11 protein-coding genes are annotated in these 12593 nt (G+C 46.8%); 8 read left to right on the top strand and 3 right to left on the bottom strand.

Annotated elements, in window-relative coordinates; all coding sequences use genetic code 11:
- Nucleotides 1-16 precede the first annotated feature (16 nt).
- The gene (locus JJU34_RS14205; RefSeq protein WP_228693047.1) at nucleotides 17-556 is read left to right on the top strand and encodes a hypothetical protein; all 540 of its coding nucleotides are present in this window, start codon (nucleotides 17-19) and stop codon (nucleotides 554-556) included.
- Nucleotides 557-565: 9 nt separating this feature from the next.
- Here JJU34_RS14205 and JJU34_RS14200 read toward each other — a convergent pair whose 3' ends face one another.
- The 3 genes from JJU34_RS14200 to JJU34_RS14190 all read right to left on the bottom strand — a co-directional run bounded on the left by JJU34_RS14200 (nucleotide 566) and on the right by JJU34_RS14190 (nucleotide 4658).
- Nucleotides 566-2092 (bottom strand): sodium:proton antiporter, encoded by a 1527-nt coding sequence (locus JJU34_RS14200; protein ID WP_228693046.1) that lies wholly within the window; start codon nucleotides 2090-2092, stop codon nucleotides 566-568.
- 227 nt (nucleotides 2093-2319) lie between these two features.
- Complete coding sequence (locus JJU34_RS14195) at nucleotides 2320-3546, bottom strand: Glu/Leu/Phe/Val dehydrogenase dimerization domain-containing protein (RefSeq protein ID WP_228693045.1); 1227 nt, start codon at nucleotides 3544-3546, stop codon at nucleotides 2320-2322.
- Nucleotides 3547-3566: 20 nt separating this feature from the next.
- Nucleotides 3567-4658, bottom strand: coding sequence for an anhydro-N-acetylmuramic acid kinase (locus JJU34_RS14190; protein WP_228693044.1), 1092 nt, complete (start codon nucleotides 4656-4658; stop codon nucleotides 3567-3569).
- Nucleotides 4659-4785: 127 nt separating this feature from the next.
- On the opposite strand from JJU34_RS14190, the gene JJU34_RS14185 reads away from it, so the two are divergent.
- The 7 genes from JJU34_RS14185 (at nucleotide 4786) to JJU34_RS14155 (ending at nucleotide 12409) form a co-directional block, all read left to right on the top strand.
- Nucleotides 4786-5514 (top strand): type III pantothenate kinase, encoded by a 729-nt coding sequence (locus tag JJU34_RS14185; RefSeq protein ID WP_228693043.1) that lies wholly within the window; start codon nucleotides 4786-4788, stop codon nucleotides 5512-5514.
- On the top strand, nucleotides 5507-6775 hold the full coding sequence (locus JJU34_RS14180) for a hypothetical protein (protein WP_228693042.1): 1269 nt from the start codon (nucleotides 5507-5509) through the stop codon (nucleotides 6773-6775). The genes JJU34_RS14185 and JJU34_RS14180 overlap by 8 nt, the downstream gene beginning before the upstream one ends.
- Nucleotides 6772-8088, top strand: coding sequence for a hypothetical protein (locus JJU34_RS14175; protein WP_228693041.1), 1317 nt, complete (start codon nucleotides 6772-6774; stop codon nucleotides 8086-8088). The genes JJU34_RS14180 and JJU34_RS14175 overlap by 4 nt, the downstream gene beginning before the upstream one ends.
- A 71-nt stretch (nucleotides 8089-8159) precedes the next feature.
- Nucleotides 8160-8705: an LPS export ABC transporter periplasmic protein LptC gene (lptC, locus tag JJU34_RS14170; protein WP_228693040.1), complete on the top strand. Its 546-nt coding sequence runs from the start codon at nucleotides 8160-8162 to the stop codon at nucleotides 8703-8705.
- Between the two features lie 14 nt (nucleotides 8706-8719).
- Nucleotides 8720-8935, top strand: coding sequence for a hypothetical protein (locus tag JJU34_RS14165; RefSeq protein WP_228693039.1), 216 nt, complete (start codon nucleotides 8720-8722; stop codon nucleotides 8933-8935).
- Complete coding sequence (locus JJU34_RS14160; protein ID WP_228693038.1) at nucleotides 8936-10207, top strand: hemolysin family protein; 1272 nt, start codon at nucleotides 8936-8938, stop codon at nucleotides 10205-10207. It abuts the gene before it with no gap.
- 87 nt (nucleotides 10208-10294) lie between these two features.
- Nucleotides 10295-12409, top strand: a complete 2115-nt coding sequence (locus JJU34_RS14155; RefSeq protein ID WP_228693037.1) for a peptidylprolyl isomerase — start codon at nucleotides 10295-10297, stop codon at nucleotides 12407-12409.
- The last annotated feature ends 184 nt before the right edge of the window (nucleotides 12410-12593 follow it).

The following is a 12593-nucleotide window of genomic DNA, read 5'->3' as shown; positions in this document are numbered from 1 at the left end:
AAACAGGAGTCTGGCCATGTGGCTTGTGCTCCTGTTTTCATGTACGGAGCAAGGGACCAACCTTCGGGAAAACCCCACCCAATTGGATCAGTACTTTCCATTGAGCGATTTTGTACAATCGCAAATCGAACGTCTGGATGGAAAGAAAGTCCGAAAGACCTTGGTGTTGGGCGAACGGAAGGAGGAGGTGACCCAACAGTTGGATCAAGTGGGCTGGAGAAAGGAATTGGACCTGTTTATCCAATCCGATATCAACAAAGCATCCCTTGCGACCTCCTACACCACCGAAGAGACGGCCGATCGTATTGTACACAGGTTGATAGACGGAGAACTTGGAGATGTACAAGAGATGAAGGTGATCAAAGATGGTGACACCATCCTGGAGCTTTCCTTTACTTACCGAAAGGAATCTTTTTTTTACCTTTCGGAAGGTGCTGGCTCCATGACCGTGAATCCTGAGACCGGTCTAGTAGCATCCTACGAAGTGAGCGGCCGGCAAAAAGTTTGGTTTCTGCCAGCGAATACCATGGAGCTTAGCGCAGTCGTAAATCCTTAGGAAGCTTTTTTAGACGAAGGCGAAGAATACAAGCCAGGTTACAAACAGAATGGGGAGCAAAATGGGGATAGAGAACCGTATGATGTACCCAAAGAAAGAGGGCATTTTTATTCCGCTCTGCTCGGCGATGGATTTTACCATAAAATTTGGGCCGTTGCCAATGTAGGTCATGGCACCGAAAAACACCGATGCGATGGAGATGGCCATCAGTTGAAAGGCTGAGTCGGGAAATAGGTTTCCGGCAAAAGCTTTCACTTGCTGTATCGTGTTGATGTCTGCACCTTCTGAGGCCATGGCTGCCGCGAGAAAGTTGAGGTAAGTGGGTGCATTGTCCAAGAATCCGGATAGGGCACCGGTGCCCCAATACAGGGTGTTGGGAGTGATCATAGCGGCCCCTTCCGGAGATTTGGCAAAATCCCCCACAAGCTCAAGTGCAGGCATCATGGTACCAAATATACCAATGAAGATGAAGGCAACCTCCCGGATAGGCTCAAAATTAAACTCATTGCCCTTTATGGCATCTTTACTGGCAAACTTGAACGAGAAGTATGCTACCGAAAGCATGATGGTTTCACGGATAAATGAAAACTTTTGTCCGTCGTAATGGATGGCTGGAACCCACTCCAGCACGTTGGGGTCTAAAAACACCGATATGATGATGACCAAAAGCCAAAGGAAGTTCTTGGTTCCTATGAGGGATATTTTGTTACTGAACAGATCAGGCTCGGGAAGGTCGTGTTCTTCTGTTCGGCCGAATTTTCGGTCCACAAAGTAAAACATGGCAGCCAATATGGCCAACGCCAGTACCCATGCCGGCCAGTTGTGTTCCAGCGTCCAGAAGAAAGGCACACCTTTGAGGAAGCCGAGAAAAAGGGGTGGGTCACCTATCGGAGTCAGAGAGCCTCCGATGTTACTAACCATGAATATAAAGAATATAATGTGGTAGGGCTGGATATTGTGCTTGTTTAGCCGTATAAATGGCCGAATAAGTAGCATGGAAGCGCCTGTAGTACCTATCAGGTTAGAGATCAAGGCGCCGATTACCAGCAGGGAGACATTGGCCAACGGGGTGGATTTTTTGTCCACTTGAATCAGAATACCACCAGAGGCTATGTATAAAGAGGCGAGCAGGGCAATGAATTGTACGTACTCCGCCAGTGCATGGACTGGATTGTGCACATTGTGAAGAGCGAAAAGGTAATAGGCTACTACGAAGGCGGCCAAGCCAACGGCGATCTTGGGGTAATTGTGGTGCCAGAAATGCTCATAAAACAGCGGACCGGTGGCAATCATCAGCAGTAGGGCCACAAAGGGAATTACCAGCCAGCCGGGTGCGTGAGCATGCTCCTCGGTATGGGAAGTAGCGGCTTCATGGTCCACCGAAGTATGTTTTGAGGCATCGGCCAAAAACTCCCATTCTGCGGTAGTAGTCAGCTCAGAGGAAGAATACTCGGCGGGTGCGGCATCTACCGTAGGGATAAAAGGAAATAATAGTAGCCCAAAAACAAGGGTGCATGAAGCAATGAAATTCTTCATCAAGTAGTTCAATTAGGTTAGTTGAAAACTCAGGAAAATTAAGTTACTCAAACGTGGTAAGAAAACCTATTCCAAAATTTTAGCTCCCTAAACTACCTATTTTGAATAATACGAAACAACAATTTTGATGGAAGAGGGATAAAATTTTATAAAGGGTGTGATTTAAACATCTGAAATCACACCCTTTAAAATTAGCGTATCAAACACTGGCTATACAGGATTTTGTGCTATATGAGTTGGTTTAATGCAATTTCCAGTGCTGTTTGGGCGATTTTGGTCCGAGCTGTATTTGCCTCGTGGGCCTTTTTCAGCGCAGCGGCTACGGTGTTACTGATGTCTTCAAATATGGCTTCATCGGTAAGGGAGGCTTTTTCACCCATCAGGTAGGCGGCAAGTCGTGCCATGCCTGAGTTGGAAATGAAATCGGGGATCACCGAGATTTTGTTGTCTGCCATGATGCCGATGGGCCCCAAAAAAATATCGTCTTCAGCAAAGGGAATGTTTGCGCCGCAAGTAATCAGTTGCAGGCCTCCATTTAACAGGCGAGTTACCTGTTCCTTGGTCACCAATCTGGAGGCAGCAGCCGGTACGAAGATATCGGCAGGGACATCCCAGATCTTTTGTGAGGCTTCGGCATAGGGAATCAGGTCGTCCGATCGGAGTTTGTTGTGTTCTTTTTCCACAAAAAAGGTTTTTACTTCCTCCAGTGAAAATCCGGCAGGATTTATCAGTCCGCCCTCCAGGGACAGGATTCCTACGATTTTCACGCCTGCCAGTGCCAGAAAGCAGGCAGCGGATGCCCCCACGTTACCCCAGCCCTGAATCATGGCCTTTTTGCCCGTCAGCGTGCCGCCCCACAGGGCGTAATAGTGCTTGATGGATTCGGCGAGCCCGTATCCTGTGATCATATCGGATACCACAAACTTTTTGCCGCCATCTGGCGCATAGAGCGGGTTTTCGATGATTTTGGTCATTCCCTGCCGCAGCTGACCGATTTTCCGTATTTTTTCGGGTTCGGCTGCTTTGTAATACCCATTTACGATCCCTTCCTGGGGATGCCAAAGACCGTAACTCTCTGTAATGGGGAGTATCTCCTGCTGCTCGTCTACGTGAAGGTCACCCATGGTTCCGCAGTAGTTTTTCAGGATAGGCATCACAGCGGCATACCATCTTTTCAATACCTCTTCTTTCCGGGGATCCAAAGGGTCAAAGTTGATCCCCGACCTGGCTCCGCCCACAGGAGGTCCTGACACGGTATATTTCACCTCCATGGTTTTTGCTAGCTCGATGACGTCCTGTTTATCGATTCCTTTCTTCATTCGGGTGCCACCTCCCGCAGCTCCACGGCGTAGGGAGTTGATGACCAGCCAACCTTCGGCTTCCGATTCGCTGTCGCTCCATTCAAATACAATTTCAGGTTGTTTATTTTCGAACTTCTTCAATAATTCCCGCATAATATACTGGTTGATTGTTTTTATCCTTCGTTAAATCCATACAGCGTGCCTCCGCAATTGTCTCTCATTGCTCCTGTGACAGAGGCCAGACAGTTTGGCTGGTGCAGGAGGCGCAGTACGCCGAGTAGGCCAAAAATCAAAGCCTCTTTGAATTCCAACACGGTGGCATCGGGCACCACGATCTCGACTGAATCTCCGGCGTGTCTTCGGAGGGTTTCAATGAAAAAGTCGTTGTAAGCACCGCCGCCGGTACAAAGTAGTTTCCTTTTGTCATCCTTTCGTTGATGTATGATTTCCGCCACTTGCTGTGCAAAATGTGCCGATAAGGTAGCCAAAATGTCCGGTACGGGCAAGTGAAATTCTTCCAGTAAGGGTAGGAATTCAGCTTCAATATCTTCTCTACCGAGGGATTTTGATCCTTGAATATGGTAATAGGACAGGCCGTTCAGCTGTTGTAGGAGGGAGCTATGGATACTTCCCTTTCGGGCGAGATGGCCTCCATTGTCAAAAGGGACCCCCAACTTTTCCGCAAATCTATTGAAAAGCAGATTAAATGGAGAAACATCAAATGCAATCCGTTTGCCGGCCTGTTCAAAGGAAATGTTTGCGATTCCCCCCAAATTTAAGCAAAAGTCAAAGTCCGGAAAGAGTAGCTGATCCCCTATGGGGACCAACGGCGCACCCTGCCCTCCTAACTGCACATCTAGGCTTCTAAAATCATTGATCACAGGCAGGCCCGCAGAAGCGTGCAGGCTCCAGCCGTTACCGATCTGCAGGGTAAGTTTTTTGTCCGGTTGGTGGTACACGGTGTGTCCGTGGGATGCGATGGCCAAGGGGGCAAGCCGGTGTTTCAGGCAAAATTCTCGGACCGTCTCACCCATCCATCTGCCGAACGCTACGTCCAAAACGGCAAGATCTAAGGCACTATGCAGGTGACTCTCCTTCAGGGATTTCCTTAGAGACGCGGGAAAAGTTACCGTCTCGGCGGCCTGTACCTCATAGCTCCAAGCGGTGGATTCTACCGGAGTGAATGTGGCGGCGACTATATCCAATCCATCGCAGGATGTCCCCGACATCAAACCGATCATGGGGTAATTCCTATGAATTTTCATTAGGGTTAAATTATGTTAAAACAGTGTACGTAAAGTTAAAAATATTTTTGTGTGCCCGAATACCTTTTTGAAAATGCCTAATTTTACCGAAGCTACTAAACGCCCTTGCTATACGTAATTTTCGATTTTGGACAACTTCATCATAGATATAGGCAACAGCAGGATTAAGGCAGCCCGATTCCGGGATGGCACCATGCTCGCGGATTGGAGCCTGATGGAACTGTCTGAGTTAAACAGGCTGGCCGGGCAATTGGATGTTGATCAGGTGTTGATCAGCTCGGTGAAATGGGGTAGGGAGGAACTGGAGCAAGCGCTTGATTTCGCTTTTGTCTACTTTGACTATGAAACCCTGTTGCCTGTGGAGAACCGGTACGAAACGCCTTTTACGCTGGGACTGGACCGGATCGCTGCGGTGATTGGGGCCCGGTGTTTTCAGGAAGTTGGTCCCGTTTTGGTAGTGGATTTGGGCACCTGCATTACCTTTGAGTTTCTGGATTCGAACAATGCATATTTGGGTGGCGCCATTTCGCCAGGTATTCAGATGAGGCTGGAGGCTATGCATAGGCAGACGGCCCGCCTGCCACTGGTTTCCTGGCCGGAAGCCGGAGCCCCGCTGATTGGGCAAAACACGATAGCTTGCATGCAGTCTGGCATGTATCATGGTGTGCAGCATGAGGTATTGGGAACGATCCAAACCTATCAAAAACGATTCGAGAACCTCGGGGTCTATATTTGCGGCGGAGATGCCAAATACTTTGAAAGCTTAACAAAAGACCCCATATTTGTAATCCCCAATTTGGTCCTTTTTGGACTAAATAGAATTTTAACGTACAATGTCGAAAAACTACATGCGTAATTTATTGAGTCTTTTTGTAGGCTTAGTATCCATAAATTTCAGTATTGCTCAGTCAACTTCCTCTACATACAGCTCATTGGGAATAGGTGAATTCAATAACTCCGGATTGACCCAAAACCAAGCGATGGGAGGGATGGGTGTTAGTTATGGAAGCAGTTTTAGCGTAAATAACGTGAATCCTGCCATTTCTGTTAAGAATTATGCGTACAGTTTTCAGGCGGCATTCAATTACAATACCTTGGATGCGGCGACCTCTGCGGGTTCTGACCGGATAGACGGTGGAGGGCTTAGCTATGTGACCATGTCTTTTCCGCTTATCCCAAGGAAGTGGTCCATGGGCTTGGGGCTAAATCAGGTCACAGGTGTGGATTACAATCTCTCGGTGGAGTCGCCGGTGGTGAATTCTTCGCTTATGTCCATCAACAATATCCAAGGTCGCGGGGGCTTAAGTGAAGTGTACTTGCAAACGGGATTTATGGTAGCCAAAAATCTCAGCCTAGGCTTGCACGCTTCTTATTTGTTTGGATCCACCATTCGAACGAACCAATTGGAGCTTCTTAACGAGCAAGGAAATGAAGTGGGGATTTCTTCGGAATATTACGAGAGAACGACCTTTAGTGACATCACGTTCAAGGGTGGATTGTACTACATGGCAAAACTCAGCGAGCGAAAACTCTTGAATTTTGGTGCCATTTATCATCTTTTTGGAGACATTAACGGAAAAGAATTTGCTAAAATGGCAGAATTAGGGCAGTCTGCAATCCCAAATTCTCCAGGAAATGTATTGAGTGATGATGTTTCGGGTAGTATCTTTATCCCGCAGCGACTTGGTTACGGGGTTTCTTACGAGAAAATTGATAAATTTGTTGTAGGCTTGGAGATGCAACATCAGGATTTTAGTCAGTTTAGGGGATTTCACGGTGGCGAGAGCCCGCTGACCAATTCCTACAAGATAAGCTTGGGTGGGCAATACGTGCCAAACCCATATTCTATCGAGCGATTGTTTGACAGGATAACCTTCCGATCCGGAGTGGAATACGAAAGATTGCCCTATTTTCTCAACGAGACTGAGATTACAGATATTGGCATAAATTTTGGAGCATCCATTCCTGTATACTCGATGTCATTATTTAATTTGGCATTTAAAGTAGGCTCCAGAGGAACGGTAGATAATGGATTGATTAGAGAAAATTATTTCAAAGTATCCTTGGGTATTTCAATAAATGATAATAGTTGGTTTTACAAAAAAGTATTTGAATGATGTGGACAAACAGGAAATTTAAATGGGGGCTTATTGGGTGTCTTTCCTTTTTGATGATTGGAATGGCCAATGCCCAAGATGGATGGAACTGGCCTTCTGATCCTCAAATGGAAGCAAAAGCCAGGGAACTGAACGCGGCTTACACTGATTACAAGCGTTCGGAGGAGTTCTTGAAAGCAAAATCGGGACTCCATTGGTTGCTCGTAAACGTGCCCGAGTTGAATGAATCACTCTACATCAACGGTGTAGACATTTATGCCGGCGCAGCTAAAGCTGCAACCGATCCAAAAGAGCAGCGCATCTACCAAGATTCTGTGATGATCCTTTACGACTTAAGGAACAAGCTGTACGAAAACGAATCTCGGTGGATTGCCAATAAGGCGTTCTACGCGTACAACTTCTACAAGGGGGAGAAAGATAAAATTGGGGAAGCTACCGACGCCTTTGCCAGAGTGATCGAAGTGAATGGGACACTTTCCTATCAATTGGTTCCCGCTTACTTTGACGCCGTTTACCGCAATTATGCTTACAACAAAGCGTATAAGCCCGAGGAGCTGCTTGCCATTTACGAGAAACTGAATGGAATCCTTAATGAGGCCGAAGGTGCTGGCAACGATGTAAGCAATCAAAAGGGAATCATGGAACAGCTAATCGTAGCCATGGATATCATCGACTGCGATTTCATCGCCAATATCCTTGGACCCAAGATGAAAGCTGACCCTGATAACATGAAACTTGCCCAGCAGGTATTTCAGTACTCTGTACAGCAGAAGTGTACCAATTCGGAGACCTTCCTTTTTGCCTTGGAAGTAATTGACAACAACGACCCTACCTTCTCCACATCGCAGGTAAGGGGTCTGAGGTACATGCAAAATTCCGAGTATGCAAAGGCTGGTGAGTTATTTGAAAAAGCATTGACTTTGGCAACAACAGACGATCAGCGTGCCGAAATCCACTGGGATATGGCAAAAGTTCATGCCAACCTTGGCAGAAAAGGTCAGGCAAGAACCTCTGCCATGAAAGCTGCCGAGTTGAGCAAGGATCGTGAGAAGGATGCTTACAGCTTTATCGGTGGTTTGTACATGAGTTCGTCTAACGATTGTCGAGGAGGTCAAAGCCGAGTGAAGGATTACTCCATCTTTATCGCTGCGTACGACGCATATGCCCGTGCGGGAGACTCTTCCGGTATGTCCAACGCAAAATCAAGATTTCCCTCAAAAGAAGAATTGTTTACAGAGGGATTCCAAGTGGGTGAAACGATCAACACGGGATGCTGGATTGGCCAAACGGTAACTTTGGCTACCAGGGACTAAGTACGATCTAAATAAAGTATTATATTCATCAAAAGGCGGTTACATACCGCCTTTTGTGTTTATCTTTGAGTATGGGTTTGAGATCCGCGGATATTTTGTCAGCCTTATTGGTAATGGGATGCTGCATTTTCTCCCTTTCATGTAGAGAAGATGTAGATAAAAGTCAGTTGGCCTTCTATGACGGACCCACCAGGGTCGGTTTTGATATTGTATTGCACCACAGCGACTCGGCGATTGTACGCACGAAGCTGATGGCCGATAAACAGCTGGAGTTCCGGAATGGCAACAACGAATTTCCGGAAGGCATACTCATTCATTTCTTTGACAAAGATGGCTCATTATCTACAACCATACAGGCGGATCGCGGGTATTACGAAAAGCGAACAAACCTGTATCGGGGAGAGGGGGACGTTCGTGTACATAATATCGCCAAAGACCAAAAGCTAAATTCAGAGGAATTGTTCTGGGACCCGGGAAAAAAGAGGATTTACACCGAAAAGTTTGTGACCGTAGAGGAACCGGATCGGATTATCAGAGGTACTGGGATGGAGGCGGACGAAGGCTTTAATGAATATACCTTTACCGAAGTCACAGGGGTAATTGATAATGCGTTATAAACGATTGTAAACAAATGAAACTTCTCGACTACCTCATATTGCCGGCTGCAGCAGCATTAGTGATCATCGGAGCGCATATCACGATGACGCAGGGGGTCACCGCATCATATTCCATCCTAATGTTTGCGGTAGCCTTGTTGTTTTGGTACATGTACCGTAAGCGGGTGCGTGCGGAGCGGGAGGAATCCTCAAGTAGTCCCGAACCAAAGAAAAAGAAAAATCGACGCTAGATGGAGACACAGTATTTGGTATTTGTCTTGATTAGTCTGTTTTTTTCTGCCTTGTTTTCGGGACTGGAGATTGCATTTGTCTCCGCTAACCGGCTTCATATAGAGCTTCAGAGCAAGCAAGGTAAGCTTTCGGGTGAGATACTTTCCCGATTTATCAATAACCCCAGCCATTTCATCGGTACCACGCTCCTTGGAAATACCGTGTCTTTGGTGCTTTACGGTATTTTTATGGCCTATCTGCTGGAGCCGCCGATCCAACACCTGCTTCCAGAGGGATTCAATAATCAGGCATTCGTCATGATCGTGCAGACAGTGGCCTCAACGGTGATTGTTTTGATTACTGCTGAGTTTGTACCCAAGAGCATCTTTATGCTCAACCCCAATAGTTTGTTGGCATTCTTCTCGTTGCCTTTTGCATTGATCTATTATGTGATGTATCCGGTGGTTTGGTTTGTAGTAGGCCTGTCCAAAATTTTTATTACCGGCGTATTGAAGTTGGAGTATGCGGAGGGCAAGCCGGTTTTTGAAATCACAGATCTAAACAGCTTTATTCAGAACAACCTTGGTGCACAGGGTGAGGATGGGAAGCTGGAAATTGATACAAAGATTTTTGACAATGCGGTAGAATTTAAAACGGTGCGGGTACGGGAATGCATGGTGCCACGTACCGATTTGGTGTCTATTGAAGAAAGTGAGGATATATCAGAGCTCAAGAAGGCATTTATCGAAAGCGGCCATTCAAAGATTATCGTCTACAGGGATACCATTGACGATGTAATTGGCTATTGCCATCACCTAGAGCTGTTCAAAAAGCCAAAAACCATCGGTGAGATTCTGACTTCCATAATTATTGTTCCGGAATCTGCCTTGGCCAATGAGCTCTTGGTTCAGTTTATCAAGGAACGCAAGAGCCTCGCATTGGTAGTCGATGAGTTTGGAGGCACCAGCGGGATCGTAAGCATGGAAGACATCATCGAGGAGATCTTTGGCGAGATTGAAGATGAGTATGACAGCGACGACCTCATCGAGCAGCAACTTTCAGATACCGAGTTTCTGCTAAGTGGTCGGCACGAAATCGACTACCTCAACGAAAAGTATGCTTGGAACCTACCCTCCGGTGACTTCGAAACGTTGGCGGGATTTATCCTTTCCGTAACGGAAAATATACCCCAGAAGGGGGAGTCAGCCATCTTTGGACCATTTACCTTCACGGTGGTTTCCAAACAGGATCATCGTATTGATACTGTAAAGCTTAAGATCAGCGCCGGCTAGATGCTAAATACTTGATTTATTGATCGAGGATTATTTTGAATTTAGAGGGATATGTAATTATTTTGCGACACTTCAAAAAATAGGAGAATGGCATTAATAAAAGAAATCAGACAAAGAACAGGTCTTGCTATCGGTGTAATCGCGGTCGGGCTCATCTTTTTCCTTGTGGGAGGAGATATATTGGGTCCTAATTCGATGATCCTCGGCAGTGGAAGAACCACCGTTGGGGAGATAGCGGGCGATCGTATTTCTTACGAGGAATATATACAAAAAATAGAGGAAGCAAAACTCTCTTTTCAGCAAAACACCGGAAGAAACCCTTCCGAAAATGAGCTGTACAGTATCAGGGAACAGGCGTGGCAAGCGCTGATTGTAGAAAAGGTCTTCTCGGCTGAGTATGAAAAGCTAGGATTAATCATTTCCGACGATGAATTGGTAGACATGGTTTCGGGCAAGAACATCATTGCCGAGTTACGAAGAGAGCTTACAAATCCGCAGACTGGCGAGTTTGACAGGCAACAACTTTATGCTTTCCTTCAATCTTTGGATAACGCGGATCCCCAACAGCAGCGGTTTTGGGCTCAGCAAGAAAGACTGTTTGCTGACTCCAGGCTTCGTATTAAATACGACAACCTGTTGGGCTTTTCCGAGTATGCTAATACCGCGGAGGCGCGTCTTCAGCACAGAATGGCCAATACCATTGCGGAAGTCGATCATGTACATATCCCGTACTACGTGATTTCGGATACAGCGGTGTCTGTTTCTGAAAATGAACTGAAAAGCTTCATCAGCAAAAATAAAGAGCGCTTCAAAGTCAATGAAAGCAGGGATATTGACTATGTCACCTTTAGCTTGCGTCCAAGCGCGGAAGACTCTATGGCGGTCTTGACCGAGATTCGGGCGCTTACCGAGCAACTTAAAGCCTCAGAGGATGACTCTGTTTTCGTGCTTCGCAATTCAGAGGTGAGCAATTCGTTCAGAACAATTCTTCCAGGCGACAATTTGCCGGCAAATCTGACCTCCAATGTGGAAAATCCCGAGTCAGGTATGGTGTACGGTCCTTTTTTGACCGAACGATCCAGCTATGTTTCCTACAAAGTGACCGAGCAGTTTGAGGGCACCCCTAGAATGCGTGCAAGCCATATATTGCTTTCAACAGATGGCTTAGAAGGTACCGCTAAAGCCGAGGTTCGTGCCGAAGCTCAGCGTATTTTGGATGAAATCAAAGGAGGCGAGAATTTCTTTTTTGCCGCCCAGCAATATGGACAGGACGGCACAGCCCAGCGGGGTGGTGATTTAGGGTGGTTTGCCAAAGAAGACTTTATCGATGAGTTTGCGGATGCAGTGTTCTCGGCCCGAACTACCGGTCTACTCCCCAATTTGGTAGAAACCGAATACGGATACCACATCATAGAAGTAACCGAGCTTCCACAAACACTTACTACAAAGCTTGCTATCTTGGAGTTGGAGCTGATTGCAAGTGATGCTACGAGAAACGATGTGTTCCGAAACGCGGACATGTTTGCTGCCAACTCCTCAAACGCAAAAAGTTTTCGGGAGAATGCAGAGAAGGAAGATTACCAAGTGCTAAAGGCTACCGGTGTAGGATCTTCTGCGAGATCGCTCAACAACCTTACGGGTGCCAGAGAGATCATTCGATGGTCTTTTACCGAGGCCTCCGTTGGGAAAGTTTCGCAGGTATTTGAACTGGACGATGCCTATGTGGTGGCTTTGTTGGTAGCGGAAACCGGCGAGGGAGTTGCTGACTTACGTGATCCCATGACCCGTGAACAGGTCACCATGGAGGTTCGCAACGAGAAGAAAGCTGACTTGATTATTCAGCAAATAAAAGGATTGGAGAGCTTGGAGGCAATAAAGGAAAAATTCCCCGATGCCTCCTTGGGATCTACTCCTGACCTCCGGATGAATGCAACAGTGATTCCGGGTGTCGGTTTTGCGCCTAGGGCTGTGGGAGCCATATTCGGTATGCGCACTACCGGAACCTTGTCTCAACCAATTAAGGAGGACATTGGAGTGATCGTAGCGAAGGTCAATAACCTTACCCCGGCTCCAGAAATAGCAGACTTTACGAGGTATCAGAACGAGATAACCACCAACGCTTCCCAGCGGACCAGCTACATGATTATGATGGCAATGGAAGAACTGGCAGATGTGAAGGATTACCGATACAAGTTCTTTTAAGAATTCACACCAAAAAGGATCCCATTTCTATGCAGGAATGGGATTTTTTTAGTGTGCCGTGCATGGTAACTAACTAGGTGGTGAAAGTCCACTGTGGGGGTTTGTAATCGCCAACCACTAGCCAATAGCAAGGGTGTCCATCGTGAGGTGGAATCTGAAGGAAGCAGGCGGCAAAACTCTGCCC

Origin of the sequence: Lunatimonas sp., from assembly GCF_020832325.1 — a bacterium.
In the GTDB taxonomy this organism is placed as follows: Bacteria; Bacteroidota; Bacteroidia; order Cytophagales; family Cyclobacteriaceae; genus Lunatimonas.
Note: the sequence above shows the minus strand (reverse complement) of the source record. Positions and strands in the feature narration are given on the sequence as shown.

Coding starts and splice junctions, on each gene's coding strand:
- JJU34_RS14200 (WP_228693046.1), bottom strand. CDS start 2,092: ATGAAGAATTTCATTGCTTCATGCACCCTTGTTTTTGGGCTACTATTA.
- JJU34_RS14195 (WP_228693045.1), bottom strand. CDS start 3,546: ATGCGGGAATTATTGAAGAAGTTCGAAAATAAACAACCTGAAATTGTA.
- JJU34_RS14175 (WP_228693041.1), top strand. CDS start 6,772: ATGATGTGGACAAACAGGAAATTTAAATGGGGGCTTATTGGGTGTCTT.
- JJU34_RS14190 (WP_228693044.1), bottom strand. CDS start 4,658: ATGAAAATTCATAGGAATTACCCCATGATCGGTTTGATGTCGGGGACA.
- JJU34_RS14165 (WP_228693039.1), top strand. CDS start 8,720: ATGAAACTTCTCGACTACCTCATATTGCCGGCTGCAGCAGCATTAGTG.
- JJU34_RS14155 (WP_228693037.1), top strand. CDS start 10,295: ATGGCATTAATAAAAGAAATCAGACAAAGAACAGGTCTTGCTATCGGT.
- JJU34_RS14205 (WP_228693047.1), top strand. CDS start 17: ATGTGGCTTGTGCTCCTGTTTTCATGTACGGAGCAAGGGACCAACCTT.
- JJU34_RS14160 (WP_228693038.1), top strand. CDS start 8,936: ATGGAGACACAGTATTTGGTATTTGTCTTGATTAGTCTGTTTTTTTCT.
- JJU34_RS14180 (WP_228693042.1), top strand. CDS start 5,507: ATGCGTAATTTATTGAGTCTTTTTGTAGGCTTAGTATCCATAAATTTC.
- lptC (WP_228693040.1), top strand. CDS start 8,160: ATGGGTTTGAGATCCGCGGATATTTTGTCAGCCTTATTGGTAATGGGA.